The organism is Bacillus sp. AR13-1, assembly GCF_008042285.1.
In the GTDB taxonomy this organism is placed as follows: Bacteria; Bacillota; Bacilli; order Bacillales; family Bacillaceae_G; genus Bacillus_A; species Bacillus_A mycoides.
In genome coordinates this window covers 113,645-133,639 of record NZ_QNUA01000021.1, presented here as the reverse complement: position 1 = coordinate 133,639, position 19,995 = coordinate 113,645, and the positions used below count along the sequence as shown (strand labels likewise).

Here is a 19,995-nt window from a genome sequence, read left to right as displayed (position 1 = left end):
TTACAAATTTTAAAAAATTAGTAGAATAAGAAGTAGTAAGAATCGTCTGATAAATATATAAAGAAAAACAGAATTATCAGAAAATTCTTGAATAGCTATCGTTTAGAATTAGGGAGGGTACAAAAATGAAAAAGAAAAAAATGAAAAAACTAACAGCAGTTGTAGTACCGGTTTTAGCAATGAGCATGGCATTAACAGCATGTTCTACATCAGGCGGAGATAAAAAGACAAGCACAAACTCAAGTGGAGATAGCAAGTCAGAGGGAAAATTAGCGGCAAAACAAGTATTGAATCGAACAGTAAACCAAGAGATTCCAACGATGGATTCTTCTAAATCAACAGATACAGTATCTTCACAAACCAAGAGATTCCAACGATGGATTCTTCTAAATCAACAGATACAGTATCTTCACAAATGCTAGGGAATACGATGGAAGGATTATATCGTCTGGATAAAGATAATAAGCCTATTCCAGCTGCAGCAGAATCTAGCACGAAAAGTGAAGATGGTAAAAAATATACATTTAAACTGCGTAAAGATGCAAAATGGTCAAATGGAGATCCAGTAACGGCGAAAGATTTCGTATATGCTTGGCAACGTCTATTAGACCCAAAAACAGCTGCTGAGTATGCATTTATCGCATTCCCAATTAAAAATGCAGAAGTGGTTAATAAAGGTGAAAAACCTGTAGCTGAATTAGGAGTGAAAGCGGTAGATGATCTTACGCTTGAAGTTGAATTAGAGCAAGCGGTACCGTACTTCTTAAACTTAGTAGCATTCCCATCGTACTACCCATTAAATGAAAAATTCGTAAAAGAAAAAGGGGAGAAGTTCGGTATAGAGTCTGATACAACAGTTTATAATGGACCGTTCGTTCTTAAAGATTGGAAGCATGAACAAGGATGGCAATTAAAGAAAAATGATCAATATTGGGATAAAAAGACTGTAAAACTTGAAGAAGTTAACTTCAGTGTTGTTAAAGAACCAGCAACTCTTATCAATTTATATGATAGCGGTCAAGTTGACTTTGCTTTATTAACTGGAGAGTTCGTAGATAAATACAGAAATAAGAAAGATGAATTCGGAACATATTCACAAGTGAGTACGTATTTCATTCGTATGAACCAAAAACGTGATGGACAAGATACACCATTAAAGAGTAAAAAGTTACGTGAAGCAATTGCACTATCAGTTGATAAAAAGAATTTAGCAAACGTAATTTTAAATGATGGATCAAAAGAAGCTGACTTCTTAGTACCAAAAGGTTTAGCAACTGGACCAGACGGTAAAGACTTCCAAGAAACGTTTAAAAATGGTTTAAAACCAAATGCTAAAAAAGCTGCTGCAGCTTGGGAAGAAGCGAAAAAAGAGCTTGGTAAAGAACAAGTTACAATTGAATTCTTAAACTATGATACTGGTAATGCGAAAAAAGTTGGAGAATATATTAAGGACCAAATTGAGAAGAACTTAAAAGGTGTAACAGTTAACATTAAACTTCAACCATTTAAGCAAAAACTAAAATTAGAATCTGAGCAACAATATGATATTTCATACGGTGGTTGGAATCCAGATTATGCAGATCCAATGACGTTCTTAGATATGTTTGAGACTGGACATTCTCATAACCAAATGAGCTTCTCTGACCCTAAATATGACGGCATGGTGAAAAAAGCTGGAACGGAATTAATGAGCGATGCGAAGAAACGTTGGGAAGAGTTAGGAAAAGCTGAAAAAACATTACTTGAAGAAGATGTAGCGATTGTACCTTTATATCAACGTGGGGATTCTTATGTTTTACAACCAAATGTAAAAGGTGTAGTAAAACATAATATCAGTCCAGAATTTAGCTTTAAGTGGGCATACGTGACTGAAAAATAATAGAGTTAAAAAAGCATTTCAAAGTAGCTTAGCTACTTTGAAATGCTTTTTTTAGTTCAGTTAAATAGAGAAGAATAAGGCGTATAGTACGTACATTGAAATGCTTTTTTTAGTTCAGTTAAATAGAGAAGAATAAGGCGTATAGTACGTACATATAGTAGATGGGGGATAAATCATACTAATTTATGAAGATAAAAATCAGAATATTTAAAATAAAACTATTTACAAACGTGAAAAAAAGAGTAGAATAACATTAGTTATAATTTTCTGAAAAGTAAATCGTTAACAAGGGGTCTCTCAAGGGTTGGTAATGTACATATAATTAGGGAGGGTATAAAAATGAAGAGAAAAAAGATGAAAAAGTTAACAGCGGTTGTAGTACCAGTTTTAGCAATGAGTGTTGCATTGACAGCGTGCTCTGGATCAGGTGGGGAGAAGAAAACGACTACTACATCTAATAGTGGGGAAGAAAAAAAATCTGATATTAAATATGCAGCGAAGCAAGTATTAAATCGTACGGAAAACCAAGAGATTCCAACGATGGATACTTCTAAATCTACTGATACGTTAGGGGCACAAATTTTAGGGAACACAATGGAAGGATTATATCGTCTTGATAAAGATAATAAGCCAATTCCTGCTGCCGCAGAATCAAGTACAAAAAGCGAAGATGGTAAAAAATATACGTTTAAACTGCGTAAAGATGCGAAATGGTCAAATGGAGATCCTGTAACAGCGAAAGATTTCGTATATGGATGGCAACGCTTACTTGATAAAAACACAGCTGCAGAATATGCGTTTATTGCTTATTATATAAAAAATGCCGAGGCAATTAATAAAGGTGAAAAACCTGCAACAGAATTAGGAGCAAAAGCTGTAGATGATTATACACTAGAAGTAGAATTAGAAAAACCGGTACCGTACTTCTTAAACCTATTAGCATTCCCGTCATATTATCCTTTAAATGAAAAGTTCGTAAAAGAAAAAGGAGAGAAATTCGGTTTAGAAGCAGATACAACATTGTATAACGGGCCATTTGTAATGGCATCGTGGAAACATGAACAAGGTTGGCAGCTGAAGAAAAATGATAAGTATTGGGATAATAAGACTGTGAAATTAGAAGAAATTAATTACAGCGTTGTAAAAGAAGTGGCTACAAAAGTAAATTTATATGATACAGGATCGATTGACTTTACATTACTGTCAGGAGAATTTGTAGATAAATATAAATCGAATAAAGATGAATACGGTGAGTATGCAGAATCAAGTACATTCTTCTTACGTTTAAATCAAAAGCGTAACGGACAAGATACACCGTTAAAGAGCAAAAAACTTCGTGAAGCAATTGCGTTATCAGTTGATAAAAAGGGCTTAGCAAACGTTATTTTAAATAATGGATCAAAAGCAACAGATCAATTGGTTCCAAAAGGGCTTGCGACAGGACCTGATGGTAAAGATTACCAAGATACGTTTAAAAATGGTCTGAAACAAGATACGAAAAAAGCAGCAGCTGCATGGGAAGAAGCGAAAAAGGAACTTGGAAAAGATCAAGTTACAATTGAATTACTAAGCTATGATGATGGAACTGCGAAAAAGATTGCTGATTATGTTAAAGATCAAATTGAGAAAAATTTAAAAGGTGTAACGATTAATACGAAAATTCAGCCGTTCAAACAAAAATTAAAATTAGAGTCAGCGCAAGATTATGAAATCTCTTATGCAGGCTGGAGCCCAGATTATGCGGATCCAATGACATTTATTGATATGTTTGACTCGAAGAGCCCGTATAACCAAATGGGTTATTCAAACCCGAAATACGATGAAATGGTACAAAAAGCAGGTAATGAATTACTGTCTGATCCGAAGAAACGTTGGGAAGCGTTAGGAAAAGCAGAAAAATTATTCCTTGAAGAAGATGCAGGGTTAGTTCCTTTATATCAAACAGGAAGATCGTATGTAATGAAACCGAATGTAAAAGGAATTGTGAAACACAACATTAGTCCAGAATATAGCTTTAAGTGGGCGTATGTAACTGAGGATGGCGGAAAGAAATAATATGAAAGCATTTCAAAAGTGGTTAATATGCTTTTGAAATGCTTTTTTTGTATGAATAAGAGAATAAGGCACAGGGAAATTAGAAAGGAGTTCAACAATTGGATAGATAAATGATAGCAGAGATTTCATATTGATGAGAAAAATATAGAACATAGCAATAGAGAAGAATAAGAGGGGATATGTTTACATATAGTAGACGGGGGATAATTCATATAGTAGTAATAGTAAAATAGCAAGTTATTATCATAAAAAAATAAATATTTAGAAAATTCACAAAAACGCTTTACAAAACTGAAAAAAATAGTAGAATATTAATTAATAAGAATTTTCTGATAACGAAAGTTAATAGAGAATCTCTAAATGTTAATATCGTACATATAATTGGGGAGGGTACAAAGAAATGAAGAGAAAAAAGATGACAAAATTAACAGCGGTTGTAGCACCAGTTCTAGTAATGAGTATGGCATTAACAGCTTGCTCGGGATCAGGGGAAAAAGAAAAGACGAACACAACGCCGAAAAGTAGTGAAAAAGAAGGCGGAAAATTAGCAGCAAAACAAGTACTTAATTTAACAGAGAGTCAAGAGATTCCATCTATGGATTCTTCAAAAGCGACAGACCAAGTATCGTTTCTTGCTTTAAACAACGTAATGGAAGGTTTATATCGACTTGATAAAGATAATAAAGCAGCACCAGGGGTTGCTGAATCATATAAAAAGAGTGATGATGGTAAAAAATATACATTCACATTAAATAAAAATGCGAAATGGTCAAATGGAGAACCTGTAACAGCGAAGGATTTCGTGTTTGCTTGGAAACGCGCGGTAGATAAAAATACAGCAGCGGAATATGCATACATTATGTTTGATTTAAAGAACGCAAAAGCAATTAATGAAGGAAAAGCAGAGCTTGATACGTTAGGAGTAAAAGCTGTAGATGATTACACATTAGAAGTAGAATTAGAAAATCCAGTTCCTTACTTTGTAGAATTAACTTCATTCGGAACATTCTATCCGTTAAATGAAAAATTCATAAAAGAAAAAGGTGAAAAATACGGTTTAGAGTCGGATACAACGTTGTATAACGGACCGTTTACATTAACAGACTGGAAACATGAACAAGGTTGGAAATTAAAGAAAAATGCACAATACTGGGATAATAAAACAGTTAAATTAGAAGAAATCAACTTTAACGTAGTAAAAGATAGCGGTACACGTGTCAACTTATATGAAAGTGGACAAATCGATCGTGCAGCACTTGCATCTGAAATGGTTGACAAATATAAATCAAATCCAGATTTCTTTACACAAAAAACACCGTCAACGTTCTTCTTACGATTAAACCAAAAACGTGGTAATCAAGATACAGTGTTAAAGAGTAAAGATTTACGTTTAGCGATTGCAATGGCATATGATAAAAAAGGCTTAACGAATGTAATTTTAAATGACGGATCTACACCTGCAGATTACTTAGTACCAAAAGAATTTGCGAAGAGTCCAGATGGAAAAGACTTCCGTAAAGATAACGGAGATATTTTAAAAACAGATGTGAAAAAAGCAAAAGAGCATTGGGAAAAAGCGAAAAAAGAACTTGGAAAAGAGCAAGTAACTGTAGAGCTATTAAACTACGATAGCGATAATGCGAAAAAAGTAGGTGAGTTCTTAAAAGGAGAGCTTGAGAAGAACTTACCGGGCTTAACAGTGAATTTGAAAAACCAACCGTTTAAACAAAAATTAAAATTAGAATCAGATCTAGATTATGATTTATCTTACGCTGGTTGGGGACCTGATTACTTAGATCCAATGACATTCATTGATATGTTCGTTACAAATGGACCTCATAACCAAACTGGATATTCAAATCCGAAATACGATGAAATTGTAGAAAAAGGTAAAGGCGAGCTATTAACGAAAACGAAAGATCGTTGGGATAGCTTACTGAAAGCTGAGAAAATGTTACTTGATGATGCTGTAATTGCACCGTTATATCAACGTGGTGATGCTCTTGTTCAAAGACCGAAAGTAAAAGGTATTATTCACCATCCAGTTGGTGGAGATTACAGCTACAAATGGGCATATATTGGTGAAGATAAGTAAGAGAGAGGGCGCGTGATGCGCCCTTTTTTTATGCACTTTTCTTCCTTCCTGGAATATATAAAATAAAAAAGGGAGAATCGTATGGAACGGAATACTTACATCGACTTCTTAGCTTATTACGGAATAGGGAGTGCTCATCCTGGTGGTTTTACGTTAACAAAACAATTATTATCTCAATTGCCACTTAGACATGGGGCTAGTGTCCTTGAGATAGGTTGCGGCACGGGGAAAACAGCGGCGTATATGACAAAAGAATTGGGTTATAAAGTGACAGCGGTTGAAAAGAATGAAATTATGATTCAAAAAGCGAAAGATAGATGGTTGTTTGATGGTTTAAATATACAATTGATTCAAGGCGATGTAGAAGGGTTACCGTGTTTAAATGATTCTTTTGAGCTTGTACTTGGAGAATCTATACTCGCTTTTACAAATAAAGAAAAGGTTATTTCGGAATGTTATCGTGTATTACAAAAGGATGGAAAGCTTGTTGTCATTGAAATGATTACCGAAAAACATATTGAGAAGAAAGAGGAGGAAAAGATTGGACAGTTATACGGTATGAAAGAATTATTAACTGAGAATGAGTGGATTCATTTATTTAAAGCAGCAAATTTTAAAAGAATTACAATTGGGGGTGGCGGAACTATTGCAGAAACAGTTGCAGGACATATGGAAGAGCCAGAGTGGAATGTATCACCGTTTATTCCGGAAGAATTGTATGAGGCGTGGGTGCAACACGAACAAGTACTGCTTATGTATCAACATATTTTAGGGCATCGCATTTTTATATGTGAAAAATAGAGAAAAAGAGTTGGCTAAAGATAGTCAACTCTTTACTATGTTAGATGAAAAATAATGCAGCCAAAGTAATTCCGAAAATAAAGCCAAATCCGAGTTCAAATCCCCAGCCGCCACCAAAGCCACAACCGCCGCAACCACGACGGCCACATCCGCAGCCACCGAATCCACCACTGAATCCACCACTGAATCCACCATCGAATCCACCACCACATCCAAATCCACAGTTATCACATCTGCTAAGACCGCCGCAAATATCACATCCGCCGTTTGAATATGCGCCATGGTATCCAAATCCTGTATCAAAAGATGAACGCTGCTGTACTGGCTCAATCCAAACAGAATCATTTGTCACGTCTATTATTTTTCCTAAATGGATATGACCATCACGATCTTCAATTCGAACAACTTTTCCGAAATAACGTTGGCATGTATTATAACATTTTTGTCTATGCATGTTCTTTCCTCCTTCCCCCATTACAGTAATACGATATGTAAGGGGGACAAGTGCGGCTTGTACGAATGACCTATCTATCATAATTGTTATAGGAAAGGGGAAATATACGAACAGGATATATAGTGAGGAGGAAATGAAATGAAATCTACAGATCAATTTCAGACGTACGAAGTTCCTTGGGAAGAATTTATAGAAGCATTGCGAGGTGAAATGAAGAAGCAAGTAGGAGCGGATATTATAGATACAGTAGTTTGTAATTTGGAAGATGGTTTTGAAGTGTATACATATGTGCAGGGTGATTTGGATTTCGAGTATACAGAAGCTCTTGAACGAAAATATGGGAGTGATGCGAAAATACCGAATTTGTTAACAGTTATGCTGGTAGCTAGCATTTATAATACGGGTGAAGAGAATATACGTTTACATGCAGATAATAAAGATAATCCAATTGTTGAGGTATATGTGAAGCAATGAAACACGCTGTGAAAGGCGTGTTTTTTATTTATATGATAAAATGTTAGAAAATTAAGAAAGAAGGTGAGTGAATTGAAAATTAATCATCTTAATTTAACAGTTACAGATGTAACAGCTGCTAGAGAATTTTTAGAAAAGTATTTTGGTTTAACTTGTGGTGGAACAACGGGAAATGGCTTCGCAGTTATGCGTGATAATGATGGGTTTATATTAACCTTAATGAAGGGAAAAGAAGTTCATTATCCAAAAACATTTCATGTAGGATTTCCACAAAAAAATGAAGAACAAGTTAATAAAATTAATCAAAGATTGAAGAAAGACGGATTTTCAGTCGAACCGCCTAAACATGCACATGCGTATACGTTTTATGTCGAAGCACCTGGAGGATATACAATTGAAGTGATGTGCTAATTAAAAATCAAACTTTTTGTTAAGAGTTTTTAATTTTAAAAGTAGGAAAAGTCTGTTTTAAGGGTGGAGCTTAAACAGGCTTTTTTACTTATATAATTGGATAGAAAATGCTAGAAGGGATATTACCAAGTTATATATCTATTTACATAATAAAGTTATGGCTCGTTCGTTGTCCTAAAATACAAGTCATATATCTTGTTTCCCCTCATAAATTTAAACATAGGAATTTGTCTACAAAGGTGGCGAAGCCTCATCATGAAAATTCGAATTTGTGCCACGTTCATGCTGTTTCTATTTATATGTTTACCTTTTTCAGTTTTTGCAAAAGGAGAGGAGGCAAAGGAAAGGGTCGTTTCACTTGTATATGATGATTCGGGCAGCATGAGAAATAACGATCGCTGGAAGTATGCCAATTACGCCTTGCAAAGTTTAGTTGCGCTATTAGATGAGAAAGATAAATTTTCTTACGTTCCAATGAGTAAGCCGGATGCTCCATTAAACATTTTATTAACAAAGGATCAAAGGCAAACAGAAATTGAGGGGATTGGGGCGTGGAAAACATATTTAAATACTCCATTTAGCGCAGTAGAAACGGCGATGCAATCTATAAAAAAGGAAGCAGATATAGATGGGAAACGTGAATTTTGGCTTATTGTATTAACTGACGGGGCATTTAATGATTTGGAGAAAGATAAGATTGGCGGAAAAGAACAAATTACACAGAAGTTAGCGCAGTTTAAGAAAGAAATGGATTCGAAAAAGATCTCTTTACATCCAGTCTTAATCACGATGGAAGAGGATTTAGGGCAGCAAGAGAAGCTGCAGTTAAATACGTTTAAAGAGATTTGGAAAAAAGAAATGAATGGAGTTGTCATGCCGTCTAGCGGTGAGGATGGTATTGTACAAAGTGTGAATCAAGTGGCAGCATTAGTTGCAAATCGTGATCCATTTTCTTCTGTTGAGTCGATTGTCAAAACGAAAATAGTAGGGAAAAAAGTAGAGATTACAACACCGTTTCCATTAAAGCGTATGACGCTTGTACGACAATCACCTTCTTTGTCTAATTATAAAGTTATGCAACTTTCCAAACCGTTACAATTGCAGTCTTCTTTTTCTATACATGCACCAGGAGAAGCTAAATTATTCGGAAATATAGTGCATGTAAGTACAGCGAATCAGGAAGTGATTAAGCCAGGGACATATACGATAGAAGTGGATCAGGACATTGAGAAAGAGGGATTACAAGTACTTGTTGAACCAGCGCTTAATTATACTGTTTCTACGTACGACAAAGATGATAAAGATAGAAAAAATGTTGAGAAAATGTATGAAGGTGTGACAGCTGTTATTGAAGCGAAACCTACTGAATTACCAATTCAAACTTCTTATTTCGAAGCAGAAGTAGAAATAGACGGAAAGCAGTATCCGATGAAGTGGGATGATAAAAGACATGTGTTTTATTACGAGACAAAGATTGGTAAAGAGTTAGTACGTGGGAAAGTCCATATGAATATAAAGGGATTTTATAGACAGACGAAAGAATTCAAGATTGAACCAGCTGAAAAACCAAAATTAACACTTCAAGCTGTTACGAAAGATTATGAAGAAAAGGTAACAAATTTAGAAAATAGTAAACCATTTATTTTACAGCCCCAGTTAAATGGTAAACCGATGACAGAAGAGGCTGTAAAGAAACTATTAAAATCTACTGGTGTCACATCGAATCAATCGATCAACTATGAATTAAAACAGCATGGTAGTCAAGTTTATGTTTATCCTCGACCTTATTACTCCGACACATTCAATTTTACAGATACCGGCACCGTAGAGGCTACCATCACGATCAATGATTCAAAATTACAAGAAGTAAAGGAAAAGATTGTATTGCACATTGAAAATGCGCCGTTTTTTGAGAAGTATGCGCTCGTTTTTAAATTTGTAATTCCTATTACTTTATTACTTTTAATAGTAGGAATTATTATTTTAGGATGGATTGTTCGTCCGAGATTTCATCGGAAAGCATTACTATATTACGAATGGGATCAAGAAGTAGCGAAAGATTGGCTTTATCAATCTGAACCAGAGTTACTTAAAAATAAATGGTGGAAGCACTATTTTGGCATTCCATTCCGAGCAGAAAGAAAGACGGTGCAATCTGTAACATTAATAGCGAAAAAAGGATCGAAATCTATATTTGTAGCAAAAGAATCGCAAGTGGTTGGGATGATTATTGATGGGATGTTTATAACAGAGGAAGAGGTAGGAATGGAGCATAAGACGTTGTATCCAAATGAACTTTTAGTAATTGATAGAGGATATGGTAAGGAGATTTACCGGTACGAATGTGAATAGTAGATAGGGTGTAAGAGGGGCGGAGGAGGCCCGGCTCTCTTTATTCTTCTTTTCAAACAAGCAAGAATAGGAAGGTGGTTCACATGACATTACAAGTTCCAACAATTTTAATTGGCTTAGGTGGAATCGGTAGTACTGTCACACATCAAATATATGAAAGATTACCTGAGGAGCGTCGTAAAAAGGTAGCGATGCATGTATTTGATACAGATGTGAATACATTGAGTAAATTTGATCATATTCGGAAGTTTAAGACGCAAACGAGCTCGAGTAAAACACCGAGAGAGTATATTGCGGGAGATCCAACGATTCCAGAGTGGTTTCCGATGGACCCGACTATACTCGATAAACCGTTAACAGAAGGGGCTGGACAGTTACGCGTCATTTCACGGTTAGCGTTACGTGCTGCGATGAAAGAAGATAAACTCACATCATTTTGGCAAGAAATCGAGAAGATTTTTCCAGTTACAAGTGATCAGACCGAATATGGTGTACGTGTCATTATTGTAACGTCACTAGCCGGCGGAACAGGTTCAGGGATGTTTTTACAAATCGCATTATATTTGCGTGAGATGCTCCGGAAGAAATTGCAGCATCATAACATTTTAATTCGCGGTGCGTTTTTAATGCCAGATGTTTTAGTTAAGACGAGAACGGTTAGTGCGAAAGAGTTTGAAACTGTGCAAGCGAATGGTTATGCATCGTTAAAAGAGTTGCACGCTATTACGCTTGGGTCGACTGGTGAATTATCAAAACGAGGCGGCGTAACGATTGAATTAGAATATCGTCCTGATCAAGTGGATGAAGATGGAAGAACAAACCATACGATAAAGCAGCATCATTTACCGTACAATTATTGTTTCTTATATGATTATGAAAATTTACATGGGCACCATTTGCACAATTTATCGGATTATATGGAGCAAATGGCAAATACGATTTATTTACAGTTATTTAGTCCAATGTCTGCAAATCATTTTGCACAAGAAGATAATCAAATTCAGCAATTGGCAGAATCGAGTGGGAAAGGGAGATATTGCGGAGCAGGAACGGCAAAACTTATTTATCCGTATGAGCACGTTTTGAAATACTGTGCTTTAAAATGGGCGGTTCAAGGCTTAGATGAATCTTGGCTTCATTTAGATCAACTATTTCAAGAGAAGAGGCAAAGATACGATCAAGATGTAAAACGCGGTATGCAGCGTGAAAAGCCAGAGCGCGGGAAAAGTTATTTAGAAGACTTAGAGCATCTTGCTACTCGGCCAGAACAAGCTCATATTTTTTATAGACAAATGTACCATGAAACACGTGAAGGGGCAGAGGGTGGTAAGCCCGGTGTTGCAAAATCAAAATTGTTTTTAGATGCTGTAGAGAGTTACGTACACCGTACAGTGCAAAAAGATGAGGAATTAAACCGCCTGCAGCATGAGTGCAAAATATCGGCTGCGAAGCTTAAAATGATGGAACAAATGAAGGGGGAAGTAGCGAGAGTTGATCATGCGGTTCGTTTATATGCTTATGCCATTCCGAGCCGTGTACATGAGCATGTTACTACCCTTTTATATGACATGATCGAATCAGACCGCTTTACACCGAGTGGCTCAGAAGGACAGTCTTACCAATTAAATACATGGTTTTTAAAGAAAACGGATCCAGTTCATCCAGTTGCAGCACGTTTTATGCTGTATGAAATTCGTAAGCAGTTAGTAGAGAAGATGAATCGACTACATGAAAATAATGAACAAAAGCGTAATTTAATTCAAAACTACGATAAGAAATTTAATGTGAGTAATATTGATGGAACTGTAACGGCTGTTCGCCGCGTTGAAATTGCGCAGCAACAAGGCTGGTTTGGAAAAATGATTAATAATCAGCAGCGTTTGTTTAAAAAAGAATTTGAAGATATTGTAACGCAGTACGTACACAAATTAAGTGAGTATCGTAAAGAAATGTTGTTAGAACTCGTGTATCAATCGCTATACCAAGCAGTTGATAAAATGATTCAATATTGGGAAAGATTCTTTGGTAATTTATACGAAACACGTGAAAATTTATTGTTTGAAATCCAAAAGCGAAGCAAGGAATTTGAGGGGAAAACGAACCCGACGAATGTATACGTATTAGCTGAAGAGAAATTGCAAGAAAAGATTTGGCAAGATATGCAGCAACATTTAAATTTAGGTGTATTACCGAAAGATATATCGTCCGAAATTTATATGAGCTTGTACGGGGAATATTGTCGTGATGCGAAAGCCGAAGAAATTCAGTCGAAAAAGGTGGAAGACTTCTATCGTGAACATATATTGAGTTATTGTTATGACGAACTTCAAGTGCGCTATCGTGACAAATTAGAGCTTAATATCGTTGAAGCATTGCGAAAAGAAGCAGATTTCAAGAAGCGTGATCGTGATGAATACGTTCGTGAAAAAATTGAAGATCTTTTCCATTTAGCAAGTCCGTTCGTTCCGAAAGTTTCTCATCATAGAGAATTACAATATTGGGGCGTACATCCATCTTTAAAACAAGAATTGCAAGAAGAGTTATTGCAAGAAATGTTTAAAGAAAAAGATACGGTAAACGAGGCGTTTTCACCATTTGAAGTGATTTGTTATCGTGCTCATTACGGATTATCGCTACAAGATTTTCCTAAGCTTTCATCTGGACATATTGCGAATGGTTTTATGAACGATAAAGGTGATTATTTTCAATCGTATTATCGCCGCGTGAACAAATTAAATAGTAAAAAATCTAGTTTGACGCCGCATTTAGATAAATATTGGCACTTACCAGCCTTTATGCCAGACTTGAATGCAACGCAAACGAAGTTAGATTACGACAAATGTAATCGTGCTCTTCTATACGCGTATATGTATCGCTGGATTAGCTTAGTTGCTGTTGATGGACAATTCGTGTATCAATATAATGGTGTTGGCCGTAGCTTTTTAATTCAGTCGATGGGGAAAAATATTTCAAGTGAAAGTTATAAGTTGCACAGAGCATTGCTTCATAATCCGTTTATTTATGAAAACATCTTGTCACGATTTGAAGAAGAACAAGAAAAGGCAATGATACAAGGTGGACATTTATATACACATGCATTTGTATTAGGCGCTCAAGATATAAGATGGCTCCGTAAAGAGCATGTTCATAATATTTTAGATATGATTTTAATGTATGACCGTGAGGCAAAATATGACCCGACGTTAGAAGAAACATCTGACGATTTGTTAAGGCTATTCCTTGATGAAATTGAGCTGTATTTCCAAAACTATTACGGAACAGGTGCAGATATGGTTGCGAAGAAAGAGAAAGAGATGTTTATGAAACAATTGTGGGATCGTTCGTATGCGAAAGGGTATGTGGATCCAAATAGTGCGCCTTATAAAAAATGGCAAAATATATTACATGTTCCCGATGAAGAAGAAGTGCCAAAAACGAATGTATAATGAGTGAAAAGGGAATCCTTAAGAATGACAATACAACTTTAGAAATGAGGGATTTCGATGCCATTTTTAGGAAGTGTATATCAAATATTTGGATTATATCCAGAAATTTATTATGGAATGATTTCAGCAGAGCTGCAAGAAGAAGCTCAAAAGGAACATATCAATAATAATAGTACAGAAATTGAAGCGGAAGAATAAAGCGCAGATGAACATCTGCGCTTTTTTTATTGTCTTAAGTGAAAATACTGTTTGTAATTTGCAGGAAAGTTAATTGCTCTAATAAGATGAATAGTTATTTCTATATAACAAATCGACTGATTTTATCATGTTTGCATACGGGGATTACATTGAGTTAAATGTATAAAAATGAATTTCGGAATAATGAAAATTGTATTAAAATGGGAATCAGCAGTGTTCGTGAGTGGTATCGTATATTTTGGAATGCTATTTTATTTATAATTATTCAATTCGGGTGAATTAATTATATTGTTGACAATATAATTAATCCTGTGATAAATTCAATCAATCTTCTAAAAACAAGCCTGTTAACAAGCTTGTTTTTAGAAGATTGATTTTTCTGATTTTAAACCTGTTTGTTTTTAGAAGATTGATTTTTCTGATTTTAAATTATGTAATTTGTGGAGTCTATATAGGGAGTGAAAGTAAAGCATGAATATTATTAATGTGTAATAGCAACAGTAATAAAGATTGTAATGAGTAAGGGATAATTTTGAAAAAGAGGTTTCTACGAATGAGTTTATTTATAAAGAAAGCAATGAATGAAGAAAAGAAAAAAGTGTTAAAGCAAACTTTAGGAGCAATTGATTTAACGCTTTTAGGAATTGGAGCAATTATTGGTACAGGTATTTTCGTATTAACAGGTATTGTAGCGGCGAAACATGCTGGTCCAGCAATTGTATTATCTTTTATGTTAGCTGCAATTGTATGTGCTTGTGTAGCCTTTTGTTATGCTGAATTTGCATCTACAGTCCCGGTCTCAGGAAGTGTGTATTCGTATACGTATATGACATTAGGTGAGATTTTTGCTTTTATAGTTGGCTGGTGTGTCATGTTAGAGTACTTATTAGCTACTTCTGCGGTGGCGGCGGGATGGTCAGCCTATTTTCAGTCATTGCTACTAGGGTTTAATATTCATATTCCGGCAATCATTGCTTCTGCACCAGGGATGGGGAATGGCGGGATTATCGACTTGCCAGCGGTTATTATTATTTTAATTGTTACATTTTTACTAAGTCGTGGTGTGAAAGAAAGTGCACGTATAAATAATATAATGGTTATTATTAAACTGGCTGTTATTTTAGTATTTATTATTGTAGGAGCAAACTATGTAAAGCCAGAGAATTGGCAGCCGTTTCTTCCTTTTGGATACCATGGTGTTATTGGAGGAGCTGCTACTGTATTTTTTGCCTTTTTAGGTTTCGATGCAGTTGCAACAGCAGCAGAGGAAGTGAAACGCCCACAACGTAACGTTCCAATTGGATTACTTGTCTCTTTATGCATTTGTACAATTCTTTATGTTGGTGTTTCATTCGTGTTAACTGGAATGGTTCCATTTACGGATCTGAATGTAGCTGATCCAGTTGCATATGCACTGCGTATTGTAGGAGAGGATAGAATTGCTGGTCTATTATCAGTTGGAGCGATAGCTGGTTTAACAACAGTTCTGTTAGTTGCTATGTTCGCATTTGTTCGAGTATCATACTCGATGAGCCGAGATGGATTGTTACCAAAAAGATTTTCGAGTGTTCATAAACGTTATCAAACACCATTTTTTAATACATGGATTACGGGTATTCTTGCGGCTGTATTAGCAGGTTTATTGGACTTGAATTTGTTGGCAAATTTAGTGAATGTGGGAACGATAACAGCTTTCATATTTGTATCTATAGCTGTAATTGTATTAAGGAAGACACATCCTAATTTGAAAAGACCGTTCCGTGCTCCGTTAGTTCCATTCTTACCTATACTTGCGATAGTAAGTTGTTTATATTTAGCATTAAATCTTTCTAAAACCACTTTAATCAGTTTTGCAATTTGGGTTATTGTAGGTATTTTTATTTATTTTATATACGCGAAAAAACATAGTAAGATTAGAAATAGAGTATAAGGTATTACAATTATGGCTGTAGGCTAAAGTTTTTTTACCTATAGCCATTTTTATTTGTGCGCACCTTATTTTCGTGTTAACATAAAGCGAATTTTTTAAGGGAGAGAATAAGATGAAATGGATATACTTTATTATTATTAACGTTATAGCATTTAGTATGATGGGGCTTGATAAGCGAAAAGCAAAGAAAAAGCAGTGGAGAACGCCAGAAAGTACGTTGTTTTTATCAGCTGCAGCTGGAGGAGCGGTTGGAGCTTGGATTGGTATGTATATGTTTCATCATAAGACGCATAAAAGTAAATTTGTCTTCGGTATTCCAGTGCTCGTTAGTATAACAGTAGGAGTGTTTTTATACATATAAAGGATTTGCAAGAGGAATGTCGAAAGAAATGCAGATTGAATATTGGTAAAGTAAGCATGTGAGACTTTATAATGAAGAAAAAAAGAGAAGAGGAGAAAAAGGAAGATGGGGAGTCAAACAGCAGAGCAAAAGCAGGGGATTATATATGCAGCAGGTGCGTATACGATGTGGGGAGTCCTTCCGATTTATTGGAAATGGGTGGAGGAAGTACCGGCAGATGAAATATTAGCGCATCGCATCGTTTGGGCATTTGTTTTTATGTTGTTAGTTTTAGGAGTAACGAAGAGGTTTCGTCAGTTTGGTGGGGAGTTAGTGGCCCTTTTTAAACGACCTAAATTATTAATGTCATTAACAATTGCTTCGGTACTTATTAGTGGAAACTGGTTTGTATACATATGGGCCGTAAATCATAACCATGTAATCGAAGCAAGTCTTGGGTATTATATTAATCCACTTATAAGTATTTTACTTGGTACAGTTGTTTTAAAAGAGAAGCTTAATTTTTGGCAATATGTTGCGGTTGGTTTAGCTGGATTGGGCGTTGTTATTTTAACGATACGTTTCGGATCAATTCCATGGGTTTCTCTTTCACTTGCTTTTTCATTTGGATTATATGGATTAACAAAAAAATTATTAAATTATGATGCAACAATTGGGCTTACGATGGAAACGATGTTAGTGACGCCATTTGCACTTATATATTTGTTTATGACAGGAGTTCATGGCTTTGGTTCGTTCGGTTCTATTTCGGCAATATCAACGTTTCTTTTAATAGGGGCAGGTATTGTTACAGCGTTACCACTCTTTTATTTTGCTAAAGGAGCACAACTTATTCCGCTCTATATGATAGGATTTTTACAATACATCGCGCCGACTATTAGTTTAATTTTAGGTGTGTTCGTTTTTGGTGAACATTTCACATCTACTCATATGATTGCGTTTTTCTGTATATGGATTGCTTTATTTGTCTTTTCAATGGCGAAAACAAAGTTTCTACTACAGAAGCAACCAAAATTTATTAAAAATAAATCAGCAAAAGTATCATAATGCGTAGTATTTTCTACGCATTTTTCTTTATACTTATATTATATAGAAATTCCATTATAGTCAGTGAGGAGCTGAAAAACATGGAAACAATTTTACATAATGATCCACTTATAGCAGCTATAATTTCTTGGTTTTTAGCACAGTTAACGAAAGTCGTTTTTAAATTAATAAAAACAGGCGAGTTTGATTTTGCTAAGTTCTTTGCTTCAGGTGGAATGCCAAGTTCGCATGCTTCGACTGTTACTGCACTTGCTACAGGTGTCGGAGTGGTGGAAGGTGTGGAGAGTCCAATATTTGCGGTTGCCGCTATTTTTGCCATTATTGTTATGTACGATGCTTCAGGAGTAAGGCTTGCGGTAAGTAAGCAAGCGAAAATATTGAATGATTTTTTTCATGGTAGACAAACAGAATATAAAAAGTTAAATGAGCTCGTTGGACATACACCGTATCAAGTTGTTGTTGGTGCACTATTAGGAATTGTTGTCGGGGTTGGGTATTGTTTGTAAGCAGAATGTGTGTAATGCACGTTCTGCTTTTCTTTGTTTTCATACATATTTAGATGAGTTTTCGAATATCGTATACGGACTTAGAAAGGGTGGGTGAGCGGTGTGCTACTATATGACAAAGTGCATGGGGAGATAGAGCGGAGAACGACTGCACTTCAAACGATGCAAAGGCAAGACGGAACGTGGCAATTTTGTTTTGAAGGAGCTTTGCTAACGGATTGTCACATGATTTTTTTACTCAAATTATTAGGGCGAAATGACGAAATAGAACCGTTTGTGAAAAGGTTAGTATCTCTTCAAACAAATGAAGGGACTTGGAAATTATACGAAGATGAAAAGGGAGGGAATTTATCCGCGACGATTCAAGCATATGCTGCTTTACTTGCTTCGGAAAGATATTCGAAAGAAGCTATGAATATGAGGCGAGCTGAAATGTTTATTAAGGAACACGGGGGAGTTTCTCGTGCTCATTTTATGACGAAATTTTTATTAGCGATTCATGGAGAATATGAATTTCCTGCGCTTTTTCACTTTCCAACGCCAATCTTATTTTTACAAGATGACTCCCCCCTCAGTATATTTGGGCTAAGCAGCTCAGCGCGTATACATTTAATTCCGATGATGATTTGTATGAATAAGAGATTCCGTGTAGAGAAAAAGTTATTGCCAAATTTAAATCATATTGCAGGCGGGGGTGGGCAATGGTTTCGAGAGGAGCGGTCTCCGCTGTTTCAATCGTTTTTAGGTGATGTGAAAAAGGTAATATCTTATCCATTATCGTTACATCATAAAGGATACGAAGAAGTAGAGCGCTTTATGAAGGAGCGTATAGATGAAAATGGAACATTATATAGTTACGCCAGTGCTACGTTTTATATGATTTATGCTTTTCTTGCATTAGGACACTCTATTCAGTCTCCAATTATTGAGAAAGCTGTGACAGGATTAAAATCTTATATATGGAAGATGGACAGAGGAAGTCATTTGCAAAATTCTCCTTCTACCGTATGGGATACCGCTTTACTTAGCTATTCATTGCAAGAAGCTAAAGTTACAAATGAAAATAAGATGATTCAAAGGGCGACGGAGTATTTATTGCAAAAACAACAAACTAAAAAGGTAGATTGGAGCGTACATGCATCATCACTTGTAGCTGGCGGTTGGGGATTTTCAGATGTTAATACGACGATCCCTGATATAGACGATACTACAGCTGCCCTTAGAGCGTTAGCGCGAAGTAGAGGGAATGATAGAGTAGATGATGCGTGGGGAAGAGGCGTGGAATGGGTGAAAGGATTGCAAAACAATGATGGAGGCTGGGGAGCTTTTGAACGAGGGGTAACGAGCAAGTTACTATCGAATTTGCCGATTGAAAATGCGAGTGATATGATAACCGATCCGTCCACACCAGATATTACAGGTAGGGTGTTAGAATTATTCGGAACGTATGCACCGAATGAGTTGCTTGAAGAGCAAAAAAAGAAAGCTATCAAATGGTTAATGGATGTACAGGAACAGAATGGATCATGGTATGGAAAATGGGGGATATGTTATATATATGGGACATGGGCAACGATGACAGGCTTACGTGCATTAGGAGTGCCTTCTACTCATCCAGCGTTGAAAAAAGCCGCTTCATGGCTCGAACATTTGCAGCATGAAGACGGAGGGTGGGGAGAATCCTGTCAAAGTAGTGTAGAGAAAAAATTTATTTCTTTACCTTTTAGTACGCCGTCACAAACAGCGTGGGCACTTGATGCACTCATTTCTTACTACGATCAAGAAACACCGATTATTCGAAAAGGAATTTCATATTTGCTCGCGCAGTCTACTATGAATGAAAAATATCCTACTGGTACAGGGTTACCGGGGGGCTTTTATATTCGCTATCATAGTTATGGACATATATATCCGTTACTTGCTTTAGCGCACTACGTAAAGAAATATAGAAAATAAACCGAGAGATACTCTCGGTTTATTTTGATG

General features: G+C 35.9%; 14 protein-coding genes and 1 pseudogene. 14 read left to right on the top strand and 1 reads right to left on the bottom strand.

Annotated elements, in window-relative coordinates; genetic code table 11:
- The first annotated feature begins 125 nt into the window (after positions 1–125).
- The 4 genes and pseudogenes from DN408_RS17455 to DN408_RS17440 all read left to right on the top strand — a co-directional run bounded on the left by DN408_RS17455 (position 126) and on the right by DN408_RS17440 (position 6,830).
- Positions 126–1,879, top strand: a pseudogene (locus tag DN408_RS17455) (peptide ABC transporter substrate-binding protein).
- 339 nt (positions 1,880–2,218) lie between these two features.
- On the top strand, positions 2,219–3,934 hold the full coding sequence (locus DN408_RS17450) for a peptide ABC transporter substrate-binding protein (RefSeq protein ID WP_078178701.1): 1,716 nt from the start codon (positions 2,219–2,221) through the stop codon (positions 3,932–3,934).
- 400 nt (positions 3,935–4,334) lie between these two features.
- The gene (locus DN408_RS17445; protein WP_078178702.1) at positions 4,335–6,029 is read left to right on the top strand and encodes a peptide ABC transporter substrate-binding protein; all 1,695 of its coding nucleotides are present in this window, start codon (positions 4,335–4,337) and stop codon (positions 6,027–6,029) included.
- 81 nt (positions 6,030–6,110) lie between these two features.
- Positions 6,111–6,830: a class I SAM-dependent methyltransferase gene (locus DN408_RS17440; RefSeq protein WP_078178703.1), complete on the top strand. Its 720-nt coding sequence runs from the start codon at positions 6,111–6,113 to the stop codon at positions 6,828–6,830.
- A 40-nt stretch (positions 6,831–6,870) separates the two neighbouring features.
- On the opposite strand, the gene DN408_RS17435 is transcribed toward DN408_RS17440, so the two are convergent.
- Entirely contained in the window at positions 6,871–7,284 is a 414-nt protein-coding gene (locus tag DN408_RS17435; RefSeq protein ID WP_002185199.1) for a hypothetical protein, read from the bottom strand.
- A 138-nt stretch (positions 7,285–7,422) separates the two neighbouring features.
- On the opposite strand from DN408_RS17435, the gene DN408_RS17430 reads away from it, so the two are divergent.
- The 10 genes from DN408_RS17430 (at position 7,423) to DN408_RS17385 (ending at position 19,965) form a co-directional block, all read left to right on the top strand.
- Positions 7,423–7,758 (top strand): hypothetical protein, encoded by a 336-nt coding sequence (locus DN408_RS17430; RefSeq protein ID WP_002185200.1) that lies wholly within the window; start codon positions 7,423–7,425, stop codon positions 7,756–7,758.
- 72 nt (positions 7,759–7,830) lie between these two features.
- Complete coding sequence (locus DN408_RS17425) at positions 7,831–8,169, top strand: VOC family protein (protein WP_002185202.1); 339 nt, start codon at positions 7,831–7,833, stop codon at positions 8,167–8,169.
- Between the two features lie 255 nt (positions 8,170–8,424).
- Positions 8,425–10,521 carry a vWA domain-containing protein gene (locus tag DN408_RS17420; protein ID WP_147740274.1) on the top strand — a complete coding sequence of 699 codons (2,097 nt, stop codon included), beginning with the start codon at positions 8,425–8,427 and terminating at the stop codon, positions 10,519–10,521.
- Between the two features lie 83 nt (positions 10,522–10,604).
- On the top strand, positions 10,605–13,967 hold the full coding sequence (locus DN408_RS17415; RefSeq protein ID WP_147740273.1) for a tubulin-like doman-containing protein: 3,363 nt from the start codon (positions 10,605–10,607) through the stop codon (positions 13,965–13,967).
- A gap of 57 nt (positions 13,968–14,024) precedes the next feature.
- Positions 14,025–14,165, top strand: a complete 141-nt coding sequence (locus tag DN408_RS17410) for a hypothetical protein (protein ID WP_002167849.1) — start codon at positions 14,025–14,027, stop codon at positions 14,163–14,165.
- A gap of 553 nt (positions 14,166–14,718) precedes the next feature.
- Positions 14,719–16,095 carry a branched-chain amino acid transporter BcaP gene (locus tag DN408_RS17405; protein WP_002128470.1) on the top strand — a complete coding sequence of 459 codons (1,377 nt, stop codon included), beginning with the start codon at positions 14,719–14,721 and terminating at the stop codon, positions 16,093–16,095.
- A 112-nt stretch (positions 16,096–16,207) separates the two neighbouring features.
- Positions 16,208–16,456, top strand: a complete 249-nt coding sequence (locus DN408_RS17400) for a DUF1294 domain-containing protein (protein ID WP_050000653.1) — start codon at positions 16,208–16,210, stop codon at positions 16,454–16,456.
- A gap of 105 nt (positions 16,457–16,561) precedes the next feature.
- On the top strand, positions 16,562–17,503 hold the full coding sequence (gene rarD, locus DN408_RS17395; protein ID WP_002014350.1) for an EamA family transporter RarD: 942 nt from the start codon (positions 16,562–16,564) through the stop codon (positions 17,501–17,503).
- Between the two features lie 80 nt (positions 17,504–17,583).
- A complete protein-coding gene (locus tag DN408_RS17390) occupies positions 17,584–18,009 on the top strand; it encodes a divergent PAP2 family protein (RefSeq protein ID WP_000447809.1) in 426 nt (141 codons plus the stop codon).
- 102 nt (positions 18,010–18,111) lie between these two features.
- Positions 18,112–19,965, top strand: coding sequence for a terpene cyclase/mutase family protein (locus DN408_RS17385; protein WP_078178580.1), 1,854 nt, complete (start codon positions 18,112–18,114; stop codon positions 19,963–19,965).
- Positions 19,966–19,995 lie beyond the last annotated feature (30 nt).